At 55.4% G+C, this 21606-nt stretch carries 21 protein-coding genes; 8 read left to right on the forward strand and 13 right to left on the reverse strand.

Going from position 1 to position 21606, the window contains the following annotated elements; genetic code table 11:
- Positions 1-118 precede the first annotated feature (118 nt).
- Positions 119-1705 (forward strand): ABC-F family ATPase, encoded by a 1587-nt coding sequence (locus tag OR573_08035; GenBank protein ID XGA81555.1) that lies wholly within the window; start codon positions 119-121, stop codon positions 1703-1705.
- A gap of 36 nt (positions 1706-1741) precedes the next feature.
- Here OR573_08035 and OR573_08040 read toward each other — a convergent pair whose 3' ends face one another.
- Genes OR573_08040 through ppnN form a run of 4 tightly spaced genes read right to left on the reverse strand, consistent with a single transcriptional unit; the run spans position 1742 to position 4698 of the window.
- Positions 1742-2458 (reverse strand): LrgB family protein, encoded by a 717-nt coding sequence (locus OR573_08040; GenBank protein ID XGA81556.1) that lies wholly within the window; start codon positions 2456-2458, stop codon positions 1742-1744.
- Positions 2459-2461: 3 nt separating this feature from the next.
- The gene (locus OR573_08045; protein XGA81557.1) at positions 2462-2815 is read right to left on the reverse strand and encodes a CidA/LrgA family protein; all 354 of its coding nucleotides are present in this window, start codon (positions 2813-2815) and stop codon (positions 2462-2464) included.
- 25 nt (positions 2816-2840) lie between these two features.
- Complete coding sequence (arfB, locus tag OR573_08050; protein ID XGA81558.1) at positions 2841-3263, reverse strand: alternative ribosome rescue aminoacyl-tRNA hydrolase ArfB; 423 nt, start codon at positions 3261-3263, stop codon at positions 2841-2843.
- 52 nt (positions 3264-3315) lie between these two features.
- Positions 3316-4698 (reverse strand): nucleotide 5'-monophosphate nucleosidase PpnN, encoded by a 1383-nt coding sequence (gene ppnN / locus OR573_08055; protein XGA81559.1) that lies wholly within the window; start codon positions 4696-4698, stop codon positions 3316-3318.
- A 127-nt stretch (positions 4699-4825) separates the two neighbouring features.
- Between ppnN and OR573_08060 the strand changes: the two genes are divergently transcribed.
- The gene (locus OR573_08060) at positions 4826-5719 is read left to right on the forward strand and encodes a LysR family transcriptional regulator (protein XGA81560.1); all 894 of its coding nucleotides are present in this window, start codon (positions 4826-4828) and stop codon (positions 5717-5719) included.
- 61 nt (positions 5720-5780) lie between these two features.
- On the opposite strand, the gene gcvP is transcribed toward OR573_08060, so the two are convergent.
- Positions 5781-8705, reverse strand: a complete 2925-nt coding sequence (gene gcvP, locus OR573_08065) for an aminomethyl-transferring glycine dehydrogenase (GenBank protein ID XGA81561.1) — start codon at positions 8703-8705, stop codon at positions 5781-5783.
- Between the two features lie 94 nt (positions 8706-8799).
- Entirely contained in the window at positions 8800-9186 is a 387-nt protein-coding gene (gcvH, locus tag OR573_08070; protein ID XGA81562.1) for a glycine cleavage system protein GcvH, read from the reverse strand.
- 567 nt (positions 9187-9753) lie between these two features.
- Here gcvH and OR573_08075 point away from each other — a divergent pair.
- Both OR573_08075 and gcvT read left to right on the forward strand, forming a co-directional pair.
- A complete protein-coding gene (locus OR573_08075) occupies positions 9754-11163 on the forward strand; it encodes a sodium:alanine symporter family protein (protein XGA81563.1) in 1410 nt (469 codons plus the stop codon).
- A 149-nt stretch (positions 11164-11312) separates the two neighbouring features.
- Entirely contained in the window at positions 11313-12446 is a 1134-nt protein-coding gene (gene gcvT / locus OR573_08080) for a glycine cleavage system aminomethyltransferase GcvT (protein XGA81564.1), read from the forward strand.
- Positions 12447-12460: 14 nt separating this feature from the next.
- Here the strand turns inward: gcvT and OR573_08085 are convergent, their stop codons facing one another.
- The 3 genes from OR573_08085 to OR573_08095 all read right to left on the reverse strand — a co-directional run bounded on the left by OR573_08085 (position 12461) and on the right by OR573_08095 (position 15224).
- On the reverse strand, positions 12461-13219 hold the full coding sequence (locus OR573_08085) for a M23 family metallopeptidase (GenBank protein XGA81696.1): 759 nt from the start codon (positions 13217-13219) through the stop codon (positions 12461-12463).
- Positions 13220-13329: 110 nt separating this feature from the next.
- On the reverse strand, positions 13330-14211 hold the full coding sequence (locus OR573_08090; protein ID XGA81565.1) for an acetyltransferase: 882 nt from the start codon (positions 14209-14211) through the stop codon (positions 13330-13332).
- Between the two features lie 116 nt (positions 14212-14327).
- Positions 14328-15224: a LysR family transcriptional regulator gene (locus tag OR573_08095; protein XGA81566.1), complete on the reverse strand. Its 897-nt coding sequence runs from the start codon at positions 15222-15224 to the stop codon at positions 14328-14330.
- A gap of 211 nt (positions 15225-15435) precedes the next feature.
- Between OR573_08095 and OR573_08100 the strand changes: the two genes are divergently transcribed.
- Together OR573_08100 and OR573_08105 are read left to right on the forward strand one after the other, a co-directional pair.
- Positions 15436-16134 (forward strand): CoA transferase subunit A, encoded by a 699-nt coding sequence (locus OR573_08100; protein XGA81567.1) that lies wholly within the window; start codon positions 15436-15438, stop codon positions 16132-16134.
- Between the two features lie 65 nt (positions 16135-16199).
- Positions 16200-16865, forward strand: a complete 666-nt coding sequence (locus tag OR573_08105; protein XGA81568.1) for a CoA transferase subunit B — start codon at positions 16200-16202, stop codon at positions 16863-16865.
- A gap of 124 nt (positions 16866-16989) precedes the next feature.
- Here OR573_08105 and OR573_08110 read toward each other — a convergent pair whose 3' ends face one another.
- Both OR573_08110 and OR573_08115 read right to left on the reverse strand, forming a co-directional pair.
- Positions 16990-17763, reverse strand: coding sequence for a DUF1338 family protein (locus tag OR573_08110; GenBank protein ID XGA81569.1), 774 nt, complete (start codon positions 17761-17763; stop codon positions 16990-16992).
- A 137-nt stretch (positions 17764-17900) separates the two neighbouring features.
- Positions 17901-18164, reverse strand: a complete 264-nt coding sequence (locus OR573_08115) for a GrxA family glutaredoxin (protein ID XGA81570.1) — start codon at positions 18162-18164, stop codon at positions 17901-17903.
- Between the two features lie 128 nt (positions 18165-18292).
- Here OR573_08115 and hybE point away from each other — a divergent pair, with 128 nt between their 5' ends.
- On the forward strand, positions 18293-18718 hold the full coding sequence (gene hybE / locus OR573_08120; GenBank protein ID XGA81571.1) for a [NiFe]-hydrogenase assembly chaperone HybE: 426 nt from the start codon (positions 18293-18295) through the stop codon (positions 18716-18718).
- 105 nt (positions 18719-18823) lie between these two features.
- A complete protein-coding gene (locus tag OR573_08125) occupies positions 18824-19603 on the forward strand; it encodes a 3-hydroxybutyrate dehydrogenase (GenBank protein ID XGA81572.1) in 780 nt (259 codons plus the stop codon).
- Positions 19604-19705: 102 nt separating this feature from the next.
- On the opposite strand, the gene OR573_08130 is transcribed toward OR573_08125, so the two are convergent.
- Positions 19706-20275, reverse strand: coding sequence for a response regulator transcription factor (locus OR573_08130; GenBank protein XGA81573.1), 570 nt, complete (start codon positions 20273-20275; stop codon positions 19706-19708).
- A 55-nt stretch (positions 20276-20330) separates the two neighbouring features.
- Positions 20331-21605 carry an ATP-binding protein gene (locus OR573_08135; GenBank protein ID XGA81574.1) on the reverse strand — a complete coding sequence of 425 codons (1275 nt, stop codon included), beginning with the start codon at positions 21603-21605 and terminating at the stop codon, positions 20331-20333.
- Position 21606: the final 1 nt, after the last annotated feature.

A 21606-nucleotide genomic window follows, 5' to 3' on the forward strand; every position in this document is an offset into this window, starting at 1 on the left:
CTTTTTGTTGGTTGCGGTAGCGAAGGTGTGTTTAAGAGCTAATGCTGCCATGTTGGGGTGAATGCTGGGCAGATAGCGCGTAAAATGGCGAACTTTTGCACCTCAATTGGACCATTTTGTGATCGCAACCGCCAACATCACCATGCAGTTTGGGGCCAAGCCCCTGTTTGAAAACGTCTCTGTCAAATTCAACAACGGAAATCGCTACGGGCTTATCGGCGCCAACGGCTGCGGTAAATCCACCTTCATGAAGATTCTGGGGGGTGATCTGGAGCCTTCTTCCGGGCAGGTAATGGTGGATTCCAGCACCCGGCTGGGCAAGTTGCGCCAAGACCAGTTTGCGTTTGAAAATGAGCGGGTGATCGATACGGTCATTATGGGTAATACCGAGCTCTGGCAGGTGGCGGCGGAGCGTGAGCGCATCTATTCGCTGGCCGAGATGAGCGAAGAAGACGGTATGGCCGTGGCGGATCTTGAGGTGCGCTTTGCCGAACTCGATGGCTATACTGCCGAGCCGCGTGCCGGTGAGTTACTGCTGGGCCTGGGAATTCCGCTCGAGCAGCATTTTGGCCCGATGAGTGAGGTGTCGCCCGGTTGGAAGCTGCGGGTTCTGCTCGCCCAGGCGTTGTTTTCCGATCCGGATGTACTGCTGCTGGATGAGCCGACCAACCATCTGGATATCAATACGATCCGCTGGCTTGAGGATATTCTCAAGGCGCGTAGCAGTACCATGATCATTATCTCCCACGACCGCCACTTCCTTAACAGTGTCTGTACCCACATGGCGGATCTGGATTATGGCGAGATCACCCTGTTTCCGGGCAACTACGATGACTACATGACCGCCGCCACTGCCGTGCGCGAGCGCCAGCAGTCGGATAACGCCAAGAAAAAGGCCCAGATTGCCGAACTGCAGCAGTTTGTCAGCCGTTTTTCGGCCAATGCCTCCAAGGCCAAGCAGGCTACCTCGCGGGCGCGCCAGATCGACAAGATCAAGCTTGAAGATATCAAGCCGTCAAGCCGGGTCAGCCCCTTTATTCGTTTTGATCAGGCCAAGAAAATCCATCGCAACGCGGTCAATGTCGATAACATCAGTAAAGGTTATGATGAAGCGCCGCTGTTCAAGCGGCTTTCGATGACCGTGGAAGCCGGTGAGCGCATTGCCATTATTGGCCCCAACGGCATTGGCAAGACGACGCTGCTCAAGACTTTAGCGGGAGAACTTCACCCGGATGACGGAGAGGTGAAGTGGACCGATAGCGCCGATCTGGGGGTCTTTGCCCAGGAGCATGGCGATGATTTTGCCGTGGATGCCACTCTGTTCGAGTGGATGGCCCAGTGGACCCAGGGTGGCGAGCAGACGGTGCGCGGAGCGCTCGGGCGGATGCTGTTTTCCAGCGATGATATTGAAAAGTCGGTCAAGGTGATTTCCGGTGGCGAGCAGGGCAGGATGCTGTTTGGCAAACTAACCCTGACCCAGCCGAACGTGCTGCTGATGGATGAGCCGACCAATCACCTGGATATGGAATCCATTGAGGCACTGAATCTGGCGTTGGAAAACTATCCGGGCACGCTGATTTTTGTCAGCCATGACCGCGAGTTTGTCTCATCGCTGGCCACCCGGGTGCTGGATATGAGCAATGAAGGCATTGTTGATTTCAGCGGCAGCTACGATGATTACCTGCGCAGCCAGGGCGTTGCCTGATTCGCTGTAAATCTCCAACGCCAGCTTGCCGCTGGGTCAAAGCCCGAAGAGCTTGACGACCTGGGGAATCAGTATTGAACTGAACACGCCGGTCAGGCCCATGGCCAGACCGGCGAAAGCGCCTGCCAGGGTGCTGCGCTGCATGGCGTAGGCGGTGCCAAAACCATGGGCGGCCATCCCCAGGGCAAAGCCGCTGGATGTATCCGAATGTATTTTCAGCAGGCGGAAGACCAGCGGCGCCAGCAGGCAGCCGATCATACCGGTGGTGAGGGCCAGGCCGGCAGAAAGCGAGGGGAAACCGCCTATCTGTTCGGAAATACCAATGGCAATCGGTGACGTGACTGATTTGGGGGCCAGTGACAGCAGGAGTTGATCGCTGCTGCCAAACAGCTGGCCAATCCATAAGGTAGTGACAACCGCGGTCAGGCTGCCACTCAAACAGACCAGCATGATAGGAACCACCATCTGGCGAATACGGGCGCGGTGATCAAACAGCGGCACGGCCAGCGCTACTGTGGCTGGGCCAAGCAGAAAATGGATGAACTGGGCACCCTCGAAGTAGGTATCGTAGCTGGTGTTGCTCAGGGTCAGCAGCGCTATGATCATCAGCATGGCCACCAGCACCGGATGCAGCAGGGCAGTCCCACCCGCTTTGCGGTTGAGGGCGCTGGCCAGCAGATAGGCGGCCAGGGTAATCACCATCCATAAGAGCGGCCGGGCGTTGAAGTAGACCCAGAAGCTGGTCAGTTGCATGCCTTATTTCTCCCTTTTTTGTTGTCGCTTTTCAAAGGATTGCAGCATCCAGCCGGTTAACGCCAGGGTGAGAAAGGTGCTGAGTATCAGCGAGGCGAGAATGCTTAGCCAGTGTTGCGCCAGGGTATCCGCAAACAGCATCAGGCCAACGCCTGCGGGTACAAATAGCAATGACAGATGGCGAACCAGGCCTTCCGCGGGCAGGCGCAGGCTGTCCGGCACGCGGCCAACGATCAGCAGGCCTGCCAGCAGCAATAGCATGCCCGCCACCGGGCCGGGAATTGGCCAGCCAAACCAGACCATCAGCCATTCACCTGCCAGTTGGCACACCAGCAGAATCAGAAATCCTTGTACCATAGCCACTAGGCCTCCAGTGAGTGAATCAATGCCCTGAAGGCGATACCTTGCCACGCAACGCCTTGGTCTTGCCTTTGCGCGTCTTGCTGTCCACCCGCTTGCGCTTGGCTGATCGAGTAGGCCGTGTGGGACGGCGTGCACGTTGTTCTCGGGTAGCCGCTTTAATTAGCTCTGCCAGGCGCTCCAGGGCATCATCGCGGTTCTTTTCCTGGGTGCGAAAGCGCTGTGCCTTGATAATGATCACGCCGTCCTGGGTAATACGCTGATCATTGAACGCCAGCAGCCGCTCTTTATAGAAAGGCGGCAGGCTGGAGCGCTGAATGTCAAAACGCAGGTGAATGGCCGACGCCACCTTGTTGACGTTTTGCCCGCCAGCGCCCTGGGCGCGAATGGGGTTAAGCTCAATTTCCCATTCAGCAATTGTTACCGTATTGGAGAGTCGCAGCATGCTGCTCCCTGGTTGAGTGATAGCGTTCAGAGCGTTCAGTTTAAAACGTGATTCAACTTAAAACATAGCAGGGTATGTAGTCCTGGCCATCCAGTTTCATACGCCCCTGAGCCACAAATGAGGTCAGCAGGGCATCCAGGCGACGCATCAGCTCGGGTTCTGCCTGCAGGCGGAAGGGGCCGTGCGCTTCGATGGCGCGAATACCTTGTTCTTTAACGTTGCCTGCCACAATGCCGGAAAAGGCGCGGCGTAGGTTGGCTGCCAGTTCATGGGTCGGTTGCTCGCGGTCTAATCTGAGCGCTTGCATGGCCGCATGGGTGGGTTCGAAGGTTTCCTGAAAATTTCGCGCTATAGTCAAACGCCAATTGTAGTAGAAGGCATCCTGATGATGACGGCGGAACTCCGCCACTTCATCGACCCCGTGGCGCATCTTGCGCGCTACGTCCACCGGGTCACCGGTGATGATGGCGTAATAACGGCGGACGTCTTCTCCCAGGGTGTAAACAAGAAATTCGTCAATCCTGGCAAAGTACTCGGCTGAGTCGGCGGGGCCGGTGAATATCAGCGGGAAGGGCGTTTCGCAGTTGTCGGGGTGCAGCAGAATACCCAGCAGGTAAAGAATCTCTTCGGCGGTACCTACCCCACCGGGGAAGACGATGATGCCGTGGCCCAGGCGCACAAAGGCTTCCAGACGCTTTTCAATATCCGGCATGACCACCAGTTCATTGACAATCGGGTTGGGGGCTTCAGCGGCAATGATGCCGGGCTCTGAAATCCCCAGGTAACGGCCATTGTGGCGGCGCTGCTTGGCATGGGCAACGTTGGCGCCCTTCATCGGCCCTTTCATGGCCCCCGGGCCACAGCCGGTGCAGATATCTAGATCCCGCAGCCCCAGATGATAACCAACGTCCTTGGTGTACTCATATTCTTCACGGGAGATGGAATGCCCGCCCCAGCACACCACCAGGCTGGGGTCGCGGCCGGGTTGCAGGGTGCCTGCCTTACGCAGGATATGAAACACGGCGTTGGTGGTGCCTTCCCCCGTGGTCAGATCAAAGCGCTGGTGCTGCTGAATTTCGTTATAGACGTAGACAATATCGCGAATGATGGCGGACAGGTGTTCGCGGATACCGCGGATCATCCGCCCGTCAACAAAGGCGTCAGCCGGGGCATTGGCCAGCTTGAGGCGGATACCGCGATCCTGCTGCAGGACCTCGATATCGAAATCCTTGTAGGCTTCCATCAAGGCCAGGCTGTCGTCGGTGGGGTTACCGCAATTGAGAACGGCCAGAGCACAGCGGCGCAGCAGGTCATGCAGACCCGTCTTCGAGGTGCAGTGCAGGCGGTTGACCTCGTGCTGGGACAGCACTTCCAGGCTTCCTTCCGGGGAAATGATCGTGGAGAGCGTCGGGCGCGACTGAAGCGGGCTGTTCATAGATCGGGTTCCATTGTGTCTTCGTCAAGGTGCGCCATCTTAGCATGTGGCTTGCCCGATGGCAGAGGCATAGGGCAACTGGATGAATATGTTAGAATAATTGGATTCTAACTGTTGGCTGCTTGCTATGTTTAATGCGCAGTACTTTCGAACTTATATCACTCTGGTAGAGACAGGCAGTTTTACGCGTACGGCACAGCGTCTGGAGATGACCCAGCCTGGAGTGAGCCAGCATATACGCAAACTGGAAACCTACCTGGGCAAGGCATTGATTGAGCGCCAGGGGCGACGAATCACCCTGACCGAGGCCGGTCGACGGGCCTATGACTATGCCCTGAAGCTGTTTGCTGAGCATGAGCAGTTTCGCCATGGGCTGGATGATGACTTGCTCGATAGCGGTGAATGCCGGATAGCCTCACCCGGAAGCGTGGGCTTGATGCTTTACCCCTATATCCTGGGCCAGCAGCAGATGCAGCCTAATCTGATTGTGAACTACAGCTTTGCCTTTAACCATGAGATCAGCGCGGATCTGCTCAGCGGCCGATATGATATCGGCATTGTAACCGAAGAGGTCAAGCACCCTGATCTGGTGTGTGAGATATGGCACCAGGAGCCGCTGTGCCTGGTGGTTCCCGCCGATTTCGCGGGCAATACCCTCAGCGACCTGATGGGGATTGGCTTTATCAACTATTACGATGGCATCAACCATGCTAACGCCTTGTTGAAGGCCAACTATGCAGACGATTTTCGCTCGATGAGCCATTTCCGCTATCAGGGGTTTACCAATGAGGTCGCCATGGTACTGGATGCCGTGGCACGCGGGCTGGGGTTTACCGTGGTCTCACGGCTGGTGCTGGAAACCTCGCCCTGGCAACGCCAGGTCAAGGAGCTGGCGCTGAGCCAGGGCGTGGATGAGGTGCTGTACTGTGTCTATCGGGCAGGCGCGCCTTTACCCAAACGCTATGAGAAGCTTCTGAATGGCTTTACAGAACAGCGTCTTATCGAGAAAACGCCCTCATAGCCTGGCTGGGTAGCCTTGGCGTAGAGGGCGCAGTGAGTAGAGTACGGCTATTCAGGCTTTTTTAGGCCGGGTCGCGATACTCATCAATACTCGGGCAGGTACAGATCAGCTGGCGGTCGCCAAAGACGTTATCCACGCGGTTGACGGTAGGCCAGTATTTGGCGGCCTTGACGGCATCGGTGGGGAAGGCGCCGGTTTCACGGTCATAGGCGCGCTGCCAGTCGCTTGCCATGATATCGGCCATGGTGTGCGGCGCATTGACCAGGGGGTTATCTTCCAGTGTCCACTCGCCACGTTCCACCTTGGCAATTTCGTCCCGAATCGCAATCATCGCATCGCAGAAACGATCGATTTCATACAGTGACTCAGACTCAGTAGGCTCAATCATCAGGGTGCCGGGCACCGGGAAGGACATGGTGGGCGCATGGAAGCCGTAATCCATCAGGCGCTTGGCGATATCTTCCTCACTGATCCCGGAAGCGGCCTTGAGCGGGCGGATATCAATGATGCACTCATGGGCCACGGTGCCGTTTTCACCGCGATACAGCACCGGGAAGCTGTTTTCCAGACGCTTGGCAATGTAGTTGGCATTGAGAATCGCAAGCTCGGTGGCCTCACGCAGCCCACGGGCGCCCATCATCTTGATGTAGGCCCAGGAGATCGGCAGGATGGAGGCGCTGCCAAACGCAGCCGCTGCAACGGCGCCGCTGTCATTGTCGATACCGTCAATCGGTGTGACCGAGTGGTTGGCCACATAGGGTGCCAGGTGCGCCTTGACGCCAATTGGCCCCATGCCCGGGCCGCCGCCGCCATGCGGAATGCAGAAGGTCTTGTGCAGGTTGAGATGTGAGACATCGCCGCCGAAATCACCGGGGCGGGTGATGCCTACCTGTGCGTTCATGTTGGCACCGTCCACATACACCTGGCCACCGTGACGGTGCACGACTTCACACACTGCGCGGACGTGGGATTCAAATACACCGTGGGTGGATGGATAGGTGATCATCACCGCTGCAAGCCTGTCGCTGTGCTTTTCGGCCTTTTGGGTCAGGTCATCCAGGTCGATATTGCCATCCGTATCACATTCCACCACCACGACCTGCATGCCCAGCATGGCGGCAGACGCCGGGTTGGTGCCGTGGGCAGAACTGGGGATCAGGCACACATCACGGTGGGCTTCACCCTGAGCCGCCTGATAGCGGCGAATGGCCAGCAGGCCAGCGTATTCACCCTGGGCACCGGAGTTGGGCTGCATGGAGATATGATCGTAACCGGTGATTTCGACCAGAAATGACGCCAGTTCATCAATCATCTGATGATAGCCGGATACCTGTTCCCGTGGGGCAAAGGGGTGCAGGTTGGCAAAGGCCGGCCAGGAAACAGGAATCATCTCACTGGTGGCGTTGAGCTTCATGGTGCAGGAGCCCAGCGGGATCATGGCATGAGCCAGGGACAGATCCTTGTTTTCCAGACGCTTCAGGTAGCGCAGCATCTCGGTCTCGCTGCGGTAGCGTTTGAAGGTCGGGTGGGTCAGAAAGTCGGTTTCCCGCTGGCAGTTGGCCGGTATGCCGGTAACTTCCTCTCTGATGACCTGGTCGTCCAGCACCGGAATGGACAGCTGATGTTCGTCGCCCAGAATGATATCGAACAGCATGGCTACATCATGGGCGCTGGTGGTCTCGTCCAGGCTGATGCCCACATCGCCGTTGGCGAAATAGCGCAGGTTGACATCATGGGTCATGGCACGGCCGTGAATCTTGCCCTTGTCCACATCGGTCAGCCGCAGGGTATCAAACCAGCTGTCGTGGGCAAGAGTGATGCCCGCCTGCTGCAGGCCGAGGGCCAGAATCGTGGTCAGGCGCTGCACGCGGTTGGCAATGGTGCGTAAGCCTTCAGCGCCATGATAGGTGGCATAGAACCCGGCGATGTTGGCCAGCAGTGCCTGGGCAGTACAGATATTGGAGGTAGCTTTTTCGCGGCGGATATGCTGCTCGCGGGTCTGCATGGCCATACGCAGCGCCGTCTTGCCATGGCTATCTCGGGAAACACCAATGATGCGCCCTGGAATCGAGCGCTTGAGCTTGTCTGAGGTCGCAAAGAAAGCCGCATGCGGGCCGCCAAAGCCCATGGGAACCCCAAAGCGCTGTGAATTACCCACCACGATATCGGCACCCAGAGCGCCAGGTTCCTTGAGCAGCACCAGGCTCAGAAGGTCAGTGGCGACACAGGTCATCACCTGCTTTTGCCGGGCGTTGGCCAGCAGTGGTGCCAGATCATTCACCTGGCCGCTTTCGCCGGGATACTGCAGCAGGGCGCCAAAAACCTCGTGATGCTCCAGCGCTTCAGCCGGGGCGACAATCAATTCAAAACCGAAGTACTGGGCGCGAGTCTTGAGGACATCCAGGGTCTGCGGAAATACGTCTTCAGCCACAAAGAAGGCATTGGATTTACTCTTCTTGTTGGCACGCTTGCAAAGCGCCATGGCTTCAGCAGCAGCGGTGGCTTCATCAAGCAGAGATGCGTTGGCTAGCTCCATGCCGGTGAGGTCCATGATGACCTGCTGGAAATTGAGCAGGCCTTCCAGACGCCCCTGGGAAATTTCTGGCTGATAAGGCGTGTAGGCGGTATACCAGCCCGGATTTTCCAGCACGTTGCGTTGAATGACCGCTGGCATCTGAGTGCCGTAGTAACCCTGGCCGATAAAGTTTTTGGCCACGCGGTTCTGGCGCGCCAGCTGGGCCAGGTAATCCAGTGCTTCCGCTTCACTGCGAGGGTCGTCCAGATCCAGCTCACGTCCCAGACGGATATCATCAGGCACGGTTTGCTGAATGAGCACTTCCATGGAGGGCACGTCCAGCGTGTCCAGCATGCGCTGGGTATCAGCGGCGTCAGGTCCGTTATGACGTTTGATAAAGGCGTCGTGATTAGCCAGTTGGGCCAATCTGCGTGCCGCAAAAGGTCGCATTTCAGTAGATTGTGGTGACATTGTGCGAGATCCAGACGTTTAAGAGGGCCAGACAGTGTTAACAGAACTGCCCGCCAAGGGTTGGCGGGCAGTGGAAAGCAACTTGGGCAGTGACTCAGTCGTCAGCGTCAATCGATGCCTGATAAGCCTCGGCGTCCAGCAGGTCATCAATGCTGCCGTCTAGGCGGACTTTCATGATCCAGCCATCTTCATAGGGCGATTCGTTGACGGTTTCAGGCGAGTCTTCGAGCTCTTCGTTGACTTCAATCACTTCGCCATTCACGGGGGCGTAGAGGTCAGAGGCAGCCTTGACGGATTCAATCACGCCAAATTCTTCGCCTTTGCTCAGCGCATTGCCAACTTCAGGCAGCTCAACAAAGACAACATCTCCTAGAGCTTCCTGAGCGTGGTCGGTAATGCCGATAGTGACGGTGCCGTCCTGGTTGTCCAGTACCCATTCGTGGCTTGGGGCGTAATGTAGGTTCGCGGGAACTTGGCTCATGATGTTTCCTGTATTGAACGTGAATCATAAACGGGTGCACAGGTTGAGCCTTGCCATCAGCCCATCAGGGCAATGTTTGCCCTGATGGGCTTGCGTGACAGACTTCACTCGGCACCCCAGAGGTGGTGAGTATCTGCAATGGGCACATATTACCGTGTTTCCGAAAGGAAACAAATTTCTTGTTAGCCCTTTGCAGCACGGACGACATGTTTTAGTTTATAGCGCTGGTATTACTGGATCTGATCAGAAATATAGTCAGTTTTTCTGATAATGCCGTTAAAAATGCTATCCACTAACCATAAAAACACCATTTTGCGTTGGAAAGATGGCTTGAAAAAATCTGGCTCTCGACAATACTGCAGCGGGACATATTGCAATGCGCGACGTTAGTCACTGTCATCGTGATCCATTTTGATGAGGGTGGTGACGTTAGCGTTGGAACGTCTCAGCTAAGTGTTGAAAAAGCCAGTGTGTGGCCATTGGCCATCTTATAATACCAATAGTTGCATCAGCCGCTGAGTGAAGCGGACGTGCAGACCAACCGCAAAGGGTTCCAGGAGAAAAACAATGGAAACATTGACCAATATTTTTGGGTCAATCAACGGGGTCGTATGGGGACCCTTGATGCTGATTTTACTATTAGGGGTAGGTCTTTACCTGCAGATTGGCCTGAAATTGATGCCGATCAGAAAGCTGGGTGAGGGCTTCAAGCTGATGTGGCAGGGGCGCGATGCCAAACATACCCCTGATGGTAAAACCAAGACCGACGACGACGGCGAAATTTCGCCTTTCAATGCCTTGATGACGGCCCTGTCCGCTACTATTGGAACGGGTAATATTGCCGGTGTCGCCACGGCGATTGCCCTGGGTGGCCCAGGCGCCGTGTTCTGGATGTGGATTACCGCCCTGGTAGGCATGGCCACCAAGTTTGCTGAAGCCGTACTGGCGGTTCGCTATCGTGAGACGGACAGCACCGGTTTTCACGTGGGCGGGCCGATGTTCTACATCAAGAATGGCCTGGGGCGTAAATGGCTGTGGCTGGGCGGTGCTTTTGCTTTCTTCGGTGCCGTGGCCGCCTTTGGTATCGGTAATACCGTTCAGTCCAACTCGGTCGCCGATGCAATGAATTCGACCTTCGGTATTCCTGCCTGGTTGACCGGTATTGTGATCATGGCGCTGTCAGGTGCGGTCATTCTGGGCGGTATCAAGCGCATCGGTAAAGTGGCCGGCAAGCTGGTGCCGATCATGGGGATTGCCTATGTGCTTTCGGGTATTCTGGTGTTAATCATCAATGCAGGTGAAATTGGTGAAGCCTTCAGCATGATTTTCTACTATGCCTTCAACCCGCATGCTGCCATGGGTGGTTTTGCCGGTGCGGCGGTGATGGCCGCCATTCGCTTTGGCGTGGCCCGTGGTATCTTCTCTAACGAAGCTGGCCTGGGTAGTGCCCCGATTGCGCATGCGTCCGCCAAGACCAAGAACCCCGTTCGTCAGGGTCTGATTGCCATGCTGGGCACCTTTATCGATACCATTATCGTGTGCACCATTACGGCACTGGTGATCCTGACCTCAACGGTCTGGGTGGACGGTGAGGCCGGTGCTTCACTGACGGCCTTGTCATTTGATGCGGCCTTGCCGGGCTGGGGTAACCAGATCGTGTCGATTGCGCTGGCGGTATTTGCCTTTACGACCATTATTGGTTGGTCTTTCTACGGCGAAAAATGCTTCCAGTTCCTGTTTGGCACGCGTTCCATCATGCTCTATCGGGTATTGTTCGTGCTGGCGATTCCGCTGGGCGCCATGGCAAACCTGGGCTTTATCTGGCTGATGGCAGATACCTTTAATGCGATGATGGCAATTCCCAACCTGATTGCTCTGGCGCTGCTGTCGCCGGTCGTGTTCAAGCTGACGCGTGACTATTTTGACGGCAAGGATATTCTGCCGGGTGAAGAACTGGATCACGACAAGAAGTCATAAGGTAAGGGTGAGTGTTTATGCGTGAACACTCACCTGAAGCTGAATGAACCTTGTGCGGCGCCGGAGCGCCGCAAGGTAAATAGGTAATAAAAGCCGGGAAGCCACCTTGAGTGTCTTCCCGGGTTTTTTTAAGCCAGGAGGAAAATTGAATGAACGAGCTGAAAAAGACCCCGCTGCATGATCTTCATCTGGAACTGGGTGCGAAAATGGTGCCCTTTGCTGGCTACGACATGCCGGTACAGTATCCGTTGGGCGTCAAGAAAGAGCATGAGCATACCCGGGCAAAATGCGGTCTCTTCGATGTATCTCACATGGGGCAGATAACCGTTAGCGGTGAACAGACCGCGCTTGCGTTGGAGACCTTGATGCCGGTGGATATCCTTGGTTTGACGGAAGGAGCGCAACGCTACGGTCTGTTTACCAGCATTGAAGGTGGCATCCTGGATGACCTGATGATCGTTAATGCAGGGGATCATTTTTATCTGGTGGTGAACGCAGCATGCAAGGAGCAGGATCTTGCTCATCTGAGGGTTAATCTTGGCGACCAGCAGGAGATTGTCTATCTAGAAGAGCGTGCCTTGCTGGCGCTACAAGGGCCGCAGGCGAAGGATGTGATGACGCGTCTTTGTCCGGATGCTTGTGCGCTGGTGTTCATGCAGCATCAACGTTTCACTCTGAAAGAAGGTGAAGGGCTGGCAGGCGAGGAAATCTGGGTGAGCCGCAGTGGCTATACCGGTGAGGATGGCTTTGAAATCTCGGTAGCAGGGCATGCCGCAGAAGCCTTTGCAAGGCGCCTTCTGGCCGAACCGGAAGTGGAGGCCATTGGCCTGGGCGCGCGGGATTCACTGCGCCTTGAGGCGGGCCTGTGTCTTTATGGCCATGATATGGATACCCAGACAACGCCGGTTGAAGCAGGTCTGATCTGGGCTATCAGCAAGCCGCGCCGTTTTGGCGGTGATCGTGCTGCTGGTTTTCCAGGGGCTGATCTGGTGCTGCATCAGGTAGAAGCTCAAGACCATAAGCGCAAGCGGGTGGGCCTGGTGGCAGAAGGTAAAGCACCGGTGCGGGAAGGTGCCTTATTGGTTGATGCAGATGGCAAAGAGTTGGGCGTGGTAACCTCCGGCGGGTTTGGCCCCAGCGTCGGCAAGCCGATCGCCATGGGCTATGTGGAACGTGAGTGGGAAAGCCCGGGTTCCCAGGTATTTGCCCTGGTACGTGGCAAACACCTGCCGATGGTCGTGACCAAAATGCCGTTTATAACCCCCGGTTATTATCGCGGCTGAGGCACCGCTTACGCTTACTTCAGCACCCGGCGAGGGTCGATGGGGTTGCCGCCCTGGCGCAGGTCAAACAGCAGGTCATGGCGCCCGTTACGGTTTAGCCCGACCTCACATAAGGCATCGCCACGGGCCACCTGGGTGCCTTCTTCGACCAGTAATTCCGAGCACAGGGCGTAGACGCTTTGCAGATTGTCCGGGTGGTGAACGATAACGACCTGACCAAGCTGGCGCATGCTGCCCGCAAAACGTACATCGCCTGGGGCAACAGCGGTTGCTTGGGCGCCTGCCTGGGTGGCCAGTAGCATGGGCTGCAGGGTGCCGCGGTCATCTGGCCCGAAACGTCGCACAATCCGGTAGTCGTCCAATGGCCAGGGCCAGCGGCGTGCGGATGAGGGCAGGTTGCCAGTGGGCGGCGGTCGGCTGGCTGTTGTGTTCTCGGAGGTTGATTGAGGGCGATTGGCAGAGCCGGAAAGCGGCACATTGACCAGTTGACCAATTCGCAGTGCGGTGGGGGTGACGCCAGGGTTAGCGTTGATCAAGTCCTGGGTGCGGGCACCAAAATGGCGCGCGATACCAGCGAAGGTGTCACCTGCGCGAATCTGGTAGCGATAGGGGCCAGCCGAGGGCGCGCGTTCCTGTTGCAGGGGAATCAGCAGTTGTTGGCCAACTAATAGACGTTGGGGGTTAACATCAGGGTTAAAGCGCTGCAGCCGTTCTACCGGGATGTTGTAACGCCGGGCAATGTCTCCCAGGGTGTCGCCAGCCTGCACGGTTATCCATGGGCTACCTTCCGCCTGTGCTTGGGTGTCTTCACTCGGGCTGCCGTCAGGTGTACTGGCGCAGCCTGCTAATGTAGCCAGAAGGAAGCAGCAGATAAGGGCGCTGATCAGTCGTGGTGAGTGCGTTTGTCCAGCAGGGCGTCTTTTTCTTGCCACAGAGCATTGATCCATTGATGAAAGCGTTCCTTATCCTGAGGTTGCGCATGATACTGAGTATCCAGCATCCATTTTGGCACGGCCAGCCGTCGAGCAGTCAGTGTGACTGGTTGTTCTATGCCACACAGAAACCCCCAGAAAGTCGGTGATGGGTTGGCATAGCTGATGGTGACATCAAGAATGCCGCTGAGCTGATCGCCCATCAGATTCAGCACTTGTGCGATACCGCCTGCCTTGGGGCGTAGCAAGTGCTGATACGGGCTTTGCTGACGTTCACGCTTTACCGGCGTGAAACGGGTGCCCTCGGCATAAATCACAATGCTGATAGGGAAGTCTTTGGCTCGTTCACACATTTTCTGGGTGGCGCGTCGATCAATTTCAGCCAGCTTAGGATTTTTGGCCAACTGCTGTCGACTGTAGCGGCGCATGACGGGATAATCCTGAGCCCAAAAAGCCAGACCGATCACGGGTATCCATAGCAGTGTTTTCTTGATGAAGAAGCGTGGTATGGAAATTCGCCGATGAAGTGCCAGGAACAGCATGAAGATATCCGTCCAGCTACGATGGTTGGAAATGACTAACCACCACTGGTCGTCACTCAGGTCATCGGGAATCTCTACCGTTAGTGGCGTTTTCAGCCAACGCCTCATCCACCACAAATTAATATCAAGCCAATTCATCATAACAAAATTTAGGGCTTGCATGATCAGGTTGCGCAGCTTTTGAGTAGGTGCCAACAGCTTTAGCAACGACAAAACCAGCAGTGGAAGGCTCCACAATAAGCTGGGGATGGTGATCAACAAACAGCTGATCGCTCCTTTGATTACCGGCATATGTCTTATTCCCTGATGTTTATTGCCGTTATCTGGCATGCAGTTAGGATACTTTTTGAATGCTAATGGATATCGTATCCGGTTCCCAGCGATAGGGTGTTAATAAAGGCGACTTGTTACCCTGAGTTAAGGCATGGGGCCTGAACGGTGTCTCTGAGTACATCCCGCAGCGCCTGGGCAGCGACCGATAGCTCCTGGTGGGTGAGAATCCCGACCTGACAGGAAATATCCGGCCGGGTGAGCGGAATACAGTGGGCGCCCAGTTCGGTCATCTGTTGAATGCACATGGAGGGCACAGCGCTAACCCCAAGGCCGTCTGCGACCATGCGCCCGACGGTGGCCAACTGGTGGCTTTCAAACGCCACCGGTAACACCGTTGCGCGCTTCTCGAGCGCCTGTTCCAGTAGGCGTCGTACCATCGAAGGGCGCTGTAGGGTGATGAAGTCCTGGCGAATCATTTCGGTCCAGGTGAGTTGCTCAAGCTGGGCAAGTGGGCTGTTGCGCGGCACTACCGCCACAAAGCGGTCATCAAACAAAGGCGTGAAGTGCAGGCTACCCAGCCCTTCTGGGGCAAAGGCAATACCCATTTCAACCTGCCTGGAGCGCACCATGTCGATCACTTCCTCGTTGATGACATCGTGTACGGTAATGTTGATTTTTGGATATTGCTGACGAAACTTGACCAATGCTGCGGGTAGCAGATTACTGGCAAACGCTGGCATGGCCGCAACGCCCAGGCGGCCAAGTTGCAGGGTGAAACGCTGGCGCAGACGCTCCTCGGTGTTGTCCCACTGTGCGAGCAGGTGCTTTGCCAGCGGTACCAGGGATTCTCCTTCGGGCGTTAAACGGACGCTGCGTGTACTACGAATCAGCAATTTACCGCCCAGAGTATCTTCCAGCCCCTTGATCGCCAGGCTCAGTGCCGGCTGTGAAAGGTGCAAGCGTTCGCAGGCCTGGGTAAAGCTCAAGGTCTGGGCGACGGCCAGAAAAGCGCGCAGTTGTTTGACGGTCATCGTCTGGCTCCAAGAATAACGCGGCGAAAAATTATTAATTAATAATATAAATAAATTGATAAATAAAACAAACTTAACAAATATATCATCTGGTACAACACTGGGCCTATCCGGTAGCCGGAGCCGCCAGTGGCATTGAAAGATTCATTGCTGCCGAAAGAAGGCGTGTTAGCCGTCAATAGCATCCATTAATAACAAGTGAGGATTCATCATGGCAGGTTTTGACAAGCGAGTGGCTTCCTATGAAGAAGCAATGCAGGGAATCGAAAGCGGTATGACGGTGATTGCCGGCGGGTTTGGTCTGTGTGGCATACCTGAAAACCTGATTGCCGAGATCAAGCGTCTTGGTGTCAAGGATCTGACCGTTGTTTCCAATAACTGCGGCGTTGATGGTTTTGGCCTGGGCCTTTTGCTGGAAGACCGTCAGATCCGCAAGATCCTGGCATCCTATGTGGGTGAAAATGCCATGTTTGAGCAGCAAATGCTCAATGATGAAATCGAAGTGGTATTGACACCCCAAGGAACCCTGGCTGAAAAAATGCGTGCTGGCGGTGCTGGTATTCCGGCCTTTTATACCGCTACAGGCTACGGCACCCCGATTGGTGAAGGTAAGGAAGTCCGCGAGTTCAACGGTCGCCCGCACATTCTGGAAGAATCCGTCACCGGCGACTTTGCTATCGTCAAGGGCTGGAAGGCCGACTGGTATGGCAATGTGGTTTACCGTCACACGGCTCAGAACTTTAATCCCATGGCCGCCACCGCGGGCAGAATCACTGTGGTTGAGGTGGAAGAAATTGTTGAACCGGGTGAATTGGATCCAGCCCAGATTCATACGCCGGGCATTTATGTGGATCGCCTGATTCAGGGCACATTCGAGAAGCGTATCGAAAAACGCACCGTTCGCAGCTAAGGCAATGTTTTTCAAGCAGCCTAATTTGCCCAAGAATCGTTTTTAAAATAATAGGATAGATAATCATGGCACTAACACGTGAACAGATGGCAATGCGCGTTGCGCGTGAGCTGGAAGATGGCTTCTACGTTAATCTGGGTATCGGTATTCCAACGCTGGTGGCCAACTATATTCCTGACGGCATGGACGTCATGCTGCAGTCAGAAAACGGCCTGCTGGGGATGGGGCGTTTTCCAACCGAAGAAGAACTTGATGCGGATATGATCAATGCCGGTAAGCAAACGGTGACGGCACGCCCGGGAGCCGCCATTTTTTCATCAGCGGAGTCGTTTGCGATGATTCGCGGCGGCCATGTTGATTTGACTGTACTGGGGGCCTTTGAAGTTGATCAGAACGGCAATATTGCTTCCTGGATGGTGCCTGGCAAGTTGATCAAAGGTATGGGTGGCGCCATGGATCTGGTGGCTGGCGCGGAAAATATCATCTGCACCATGACCCATGCGTCCAAGCACGGTGAATCCAAACTGCTTGAAGCATGCACTTTGCCGCTAACCGGCGCGGGCTGTATCAACCGTGTGTTGACGGATCTGGCCTATATGGAAATCAAGGACGGTACGTTCATACTCAAAGAGCGGGCGCCTGGAGTGAGCGTTGAAGAAATCATCGAGAAAACCGCTGGCAAGCTGGTGGTGCCGGATAACGTTCCTGAAATGACCTTTGTCGAAGGTTAAACGACATAAACCTGGCTCAACGCTCGGGGCTATGTATAAAGACTATGTAGAAGGGCTGTGCAGAGTCAGCTTGTGGCTGGCGCTGCGCAGTCTGGTGTCATGGAAGCAGTGCTGTTGGGTGCCGTCACATGACTTCGCAGCGGGTATGGTGAGGTAATAGCTGGCAGGCAATCGGCTCGTGGTCATCTTCCACGCGCTTTTGAACCAGCGCTAGCCCACCAAAAGAAATGCGGTGCTCATCACCTTCTGCAAACACCATTTTCTGGGCATTGGTCGGGTAAAAGCGATGCTCAAGCAATGAAGAGACGGGGAAAATGCCGTTTTGCTCGGCGCAGGCCCGTGCCATGCCGGAGTCGCTGAGCTGTTGATCGATTTCCCGCAGTGGTTGGCCTAGCGTGTGGCAGTTGAACCCCGCATGGTGAAGGCGAGGCCCCATGGCGGCCAGCCAGGCAGCCAAGGGGTGAGTCTTCAGCAGTGCTTCATGCAGCGACCATGTGGGCATTGGCCAAGGGCGACCGTGGCAGAACAGTTCAACGCCCTTTGCTGCGTCGTTAGCAAGCCCCGGTTGATGGATGAGCCGGGTAAGGTCTTCTCTCGGGCTTTTGGGCAGCGTACCTATTTGCAGCTCCGCTACAATCAGCCAACTGCCGCTGTCTTGCGGTGACCAAAGGTGTACCAGCAAGCCCTTGTCAGCCATGGCATAGCGGGAAACCAGCTGATAGCCCATCTGGGCAAGAAAGGGAGATATCGCCTTGGCGCTGAACTCGCCGACATTGAGGGTCAGCAAGGTCATGTATTCAGCTTGTTCGGCCTTGGGCCACAGGGTCAAGGCCCCAATATCAGGGTGGGCATGAATATAATCCAGCCATAATTGTTGTATGAACTCCTTGCGCTGCATGATGATATCCTCGCCTGCAAGATACGTTGAGAGTAGACGTTTTTCTACACACGTATTATAGGCAACGAGGACTGTTCGGCGTTCAACGCAGGTTAACGGCATGGCTGATAATCTGCTTGACCTGACACTTTGAAATTTCAGTGACCCAGAGAAGGATGTTGGCGCACATACTGATCAAATTCGGTGAAGCCACCAATGTGCTCCTGATCGACAAACACCTGGGGGACGGTGTGCACAGGTTTGCCCGCGGTTTTAGCGATATCTTCCTTGGTGATGCCTTCACTGGGCATATCGATATAGCGCAGGCCATCAATCTTACCTGCACTCTCAAGTTGTTCGGCCAGGCGCTTGGCCATGACGCAGAAAGGGCATGACAGACGACCATAGATGACAACAAACATATAGCTTGACTCCTTTGAATGAATTTTTAATACATTAGTCTGACGTAGCCAAGACCGTTTGGCTAATAGCAGGATGCTACATCACCCATTGATCCTGATTATGGCGATTCCAGATAGAGAACTTTTTAATGCAGTTACCCACGCTTGAAGAGTACGAGCAGATTACTGAACTGGCCCGCAACTATCGAGACAGTCAGATACGCTTGCTCAAACGCGAGCCTGTCTTCAACCCACGCCTGGGTGTCGATGGCTTATGTTTTCAACGTGGCCAGTTTGAAGCGTTGGAAGGCACCGGCCTGATCGGCGCCTTGATCACCCCCTGTGCGCTGTGGCTGGTGGCCATTCCGGAAAATGCCAGCTCACATGTATGCCAGGACAGCTTGCTGATTTCACTACCATCGGGGGCGTATCGTTTTGTTCTGCAACCATTGCAGGATGGCCAAGGCTGCTATATGTGCCGGATATTGGATGACCTGAGCGATCTTCAGACCATGCAGGAGGCGGCCCAATTGGCGCAGCGCCTGATGGAACGCATTATGACACCGGCAACATAGTGGTTTTACCCTGTCATTCTGGTTACCTTGATGTGTGGGTCGGTGGTTTTCCAGGGTGTAATCTTTCACAAGCCACGTTAACAAGAACTTTTAACAGGAATCTATATGACAACAAGTGCTTCGACAACGAATAATCCCCGTGTTGCGGTCGTCACGGGTACCAGCAGTGGCATTGGCGAAGCTGTCGTCAAAAAGCTCTGTGATCTGGGGCATCAGGTGCTGGCGGTAGACTTTAACCCGGCGGGCAAAGCGGTCGCAGAAGCCGCCGGTGCTGCCTTCTTTGAAGCAGACCTGACCGATGCAGACGCCTGCCGTGCGGCGGTCGACGATGCGGTCAAACGCTTTGGCAGCGTCGATATTCTGGTCAATAATGCCGGCATTCAGCACGTTTCTCCGATCGAAAGCTTTCCAGAGCAGAAGTGGCGGCAGATTATTGATCTGATGTTGACCGCTCCTTTCCTGCTTTCACAGGCAGCCTGGCCGCATATGCGCGAAGGTGGCTGGGGGCGTATCGTCAATATCGCTTCCGTGCATGCTCAGGTGGCTTCTCCGGGCAAGTCAGCGTATATCAGTGCCAAGCACGGCATGATTGGTTTGACCAAGACCGCCGCTCTGGAAGGCGGTGAGCAGGGTATTACCGCCAACGCCATCTGTCCGGCCTATGTGAAAACGCCGCTGGTGGATAATCAGATTGCTGATCAAGCCAAGCTTCATGGCATGGAAGAGCAAGAGGTGATCGAGAAAATCATGCTCAAGAATGCGGCCGTCAAGCGCCTGATCGAGCCTTCGGAAGTGGCTGAAATGGTGGCCTTTCTGTGTGCTGACACTGCCGGAGCGGTGACCGGTTCAAGCTGGAATATCGATCTTGGCTGGACGGCTCAGTAATTTCTCAAGCCTATTGTTTGATGGCTAAAGTTTCCAGCTAGTAGACAACCCGCCGCCAGGCGGGTTTTTTGAGTTTGGCGCTAGTTCTATAACACAGTAGAGCTAGCGTCTGACTGGGCGCTTTTGCAGCTTGCGTTGCAGGGTACGCCGATGCATACCCAAGGCGCGGGCTGTGGCAGAGATATTCCCATCATGCTCCTGGAGCACTTTCTGGATATGTTCCCAGGTAATGCGGTTCACTGAAGGTGGGTTCTCGGCGACTTCTGCATCAGGGTTGCCTTCCTGGCGATTGAAGGACGTCAATACATCATCAGCATCAGCCGGCTTGCACAGATAGTTGACGGCGCCAAGTTTGATGGCTTCAACCGCAGTGGCAATGCTGGAGTAACCAGTCAGGACAACCACACGACACCCGGGTATCACAGCGAGTAGTTCGGGCAACAGCTTGAGGCCGGAGCTGTTTTCCAGTTTGAGATCAAGCGTTGCCATGCTCGGCGATTCGCTGGCAGCAAGGCTCAGCGCCTGGTCGGCATCGTGGGCAACGCTAACCTGATAGCCACGCCGGGTAAGCGCGCGACTGAGCACATGACAAAACATCTCGTCGTCATCAATGATGAGCAGGCGCTGATCTTGGGTTGATGACTTGTTGTTAGACGGCTTGGGGGTAGACATGGCTTCCTCTGTTAATCCGCACAGCAATTCAGCAAATGATGATGCCAGGGTCAGATCATGACGGTGGCGAGGAACTCAATGGGAGGATGACCTCTGTCAGCGTGCCACCCTCTGGATGGTTGTAGAGGCTGACGCCGCCACCAAAGCGATTGATCGTAGCATGGGTCAGAAATAAGCCAATACCCATGCCTTTGCTTTTGGTCGAAACAAAGGTGTCACCAAGTTGGTCAGCAATCGACATGGAAACCCCAGGCCCATGGTCGCGGATATCAACAATCACGCTGTCATTTTGCCAGTCCAGGCGGATAGCAATATTTTCCGGATTGGCGTCTGCGGCATTATTCAAAAGATTGGTCAAGGCCTGGTCAAGCGTGGCATCAACCGCTAACCAGGGGCGCCCGCGGCGCTCTGAGACAATCAGTTGATGGCTGACATCCGGGCGCAGTACCAGCCAGCGCTGCACCACGCCAGCCAGCCATACTTCTCCATCCTGCACTTCAGGTTCTGCCATACGTCGGCGATCGGCATGGGCCACCAGATGCTGCAGGCGTGATTTGCAGGTATCGACCTGTTGTCTGAGCAGATGAATGTCATCGCTAAGCGTGGACCCCTTGGGTGCTTCATCGGCCATTTCATTGAGCAGCACCGCCATGGTGGAAAGCGGCGTGCCCAGCTCGTGGGCGGTGCCTGCCGCCTGGGTAGCGACTGCCAGCACCTGCTCATTCCTGAGGGCGGCTTCCCGGGTGCGCGAGAGGGCTTTGTCGCGGCGACGCAGGGCGTGGGCCATCTTGTAGATAAAGAAGGTGATCAAGCCAGCGGAAAGGCCAAAGTTCAGCCACATGCCGAGGGTATGCAGGCTGAGGGGGGAGTCGCTATGGATATGGCTCATTTGCGGAACAGCATGATAATTGAACATCAAAAAACTGTAACCTGCCATGGCGAAGGCGGCGATAATCCAGGTGTGTCGCCAGGGCAGCGTGGCAGCAGCAATGGTAACCGGCACCAGGTAGTAGGTGATAAAAGGGTTGGTAGCCCCGCCGGTAAAATAGAACAACAGCGTCAGGCCCGCGATATCGGCTAGCAAGTGTAATAGATATTCAGTGTGATTAACTGCTCGGGGGCGTCCCAGCCGCCACCAGGTGGCGATATTGAGGGTTCCCATGGCGATAACCACACCGACGACGGCAGGCACCTTTAGCTCAAAGCCAAGCAATTCAACGCCGATAATGATGGCGAGCAGAAAGCCCGTCCAGGTAATGCCGCGTACGATGGTCAGGCGGACCAGATTACGGTTGGGCGTTGAAAGTGGCAGGGGTAATTCCGTAGGCATG

The organism is Halomonas sp. CH40, from assembly GCA_041875495.1.
Taxonomy (GTDB): Bacteria; Pseudomonadota; Gammaproteobacteria; order Pseudomonadales; family Halomonadaceae; genus Vreelandella.

What these genes read in the sequence shown, in the direction of transcription:
- OR573_08040 (XGA81556.1), bottom strand. Translation starts at nt 2,458, where the DNA reads ATGCAACTGACCAGCTTCTGGGTCTACTTCAACGCCCGGCCGCTCTTA.
- OR573_08045 (XGA81557.1), bottom strand. Translation starts at nt 2,815, where the DNA reads ATGGTACAAGGATTTCTGATTCTGCTGGTGTGCCAACTGGCAGGTGAA.
- arfB (XGA81558.1), bottom strand. Translation starts at nt 3,263, where the DNA reads ATGCTGCGACTCTCCAATACGGTAACAATTGCTGAATGGGAAATTGAG.
- ppnN (XGA81559.1), bottom strand. Translation starts at nt 4,698, where the DNA reads ATGAACAGCCCGCTTCAGTCGCGCCCGACGCTCTCCACGATCATTTCC.
- OR573_08060 (XGA81560.1), top strand. Translation starts at nt 4,826, where the DNA reads ATGTTTAATGCGCAGTACTTTCGAACTTATATCACTCTGGTAGAGACA.
- gcvP (XGA81561.1), bottom strand. Translation starts at nt 8,705, where the DNA reads ATGTCACCACAATCTACTGAAATGCGACCTTTTGCGGCACGCAGATTG.
- gcvH (XGA81562.1), bottom strand. Translation starts at nt 9,186, where the DNA reads ATGAGCCAAGTTCCCGCGAACCTACATTACGCCCCAAGCCACGAATGG.
- OR573_08075 (XGA81563.1), top strand. Translation starts at nt 9,754, where the DNA reads ATGGAAACATTGACCAATATTTTTGGGTCAATCAACGGGGTCGTATGG.
- gcvT (XGA81564.1), top strand. Translation starts at nt 11,313, where the DNA reads ATGAACGAGCTGAAAAAGACCCCGCTGCATGATCTTCATCTGGAACTG.
- OR573_08090 (XGA81565.1), bottom strand. Translation starts at nt 14,211, where the DNA reads ATGCCGGTAATCAAAGGAGCGATCAGCTGTTTGTTGATCACCATCCCC.
- OR573_08095 (XGA81566.1), bottom strand. Translation starts at nt 15,224, where the DNA reads ATGACCGTCAAACAACTGCGCGCTTTTCTGGCCGTCGCCCAGACCTTG.
- OR573_08100 (XGA81567.1), top strand. Translation starts at nt 15,436, where the DNA reads ATGGCAGGTTTTGACAAGCGAGTGGCTTCCTATGAAGAAGCAATGCAG.
- OR573_08105 (XGA81568.1), top strand. Translation starts at nt 16,200, where the DNA reads ATGGCACTAACACGTGAACAGATGGCAATGCGCGTTGCGCGTGAGCTG.
- OR573_08110 (XGA81569.1), bottom strand. Translation starts at nt 17,763, where the DNA reads ATGCAGCGCAAGGAGTTCATACAACAATTATGGCTGGATTATATTCAT.
- OR573_08115 (XGA81570.1), bottom strand. Translation starts at nt 18,164, where the DNA reads ATGTTTGTTGTCATCTATGGTCGTCTGTCATGCCCTTTCTGCGTCATG.
- hybE (XGA81571.1), top strand. Translation starts at nt 18,293, where the DNA reads ATGCAGTTACCCACGCTTGAAGAGTACGAGCAGATTACTGAACTGGCC.
- OR573_08125 (XGA81572.1), top strand. Translation starts at nt 18,824, where the DNA reads ATGACAACAAGTGCTTCGACAACGAATAATCCCCGTGTTGCGGTCGTC.
- OR573_08130 (XGA81573.1), bottom strand. Translation starts at nt 20,275, where the DNA reads ATGTCTACCCCCAAGCCGTCTAACAACAAGTCATCAACCCAAGATCAG.
- OR573_08135 (XGA81574.1), bottom strand. Translation starts at nt 21,605, where the DNA reads ATGCCTACGGAATTACCCCTGCCACTTTCAACGCCCAACCGTAATCTG.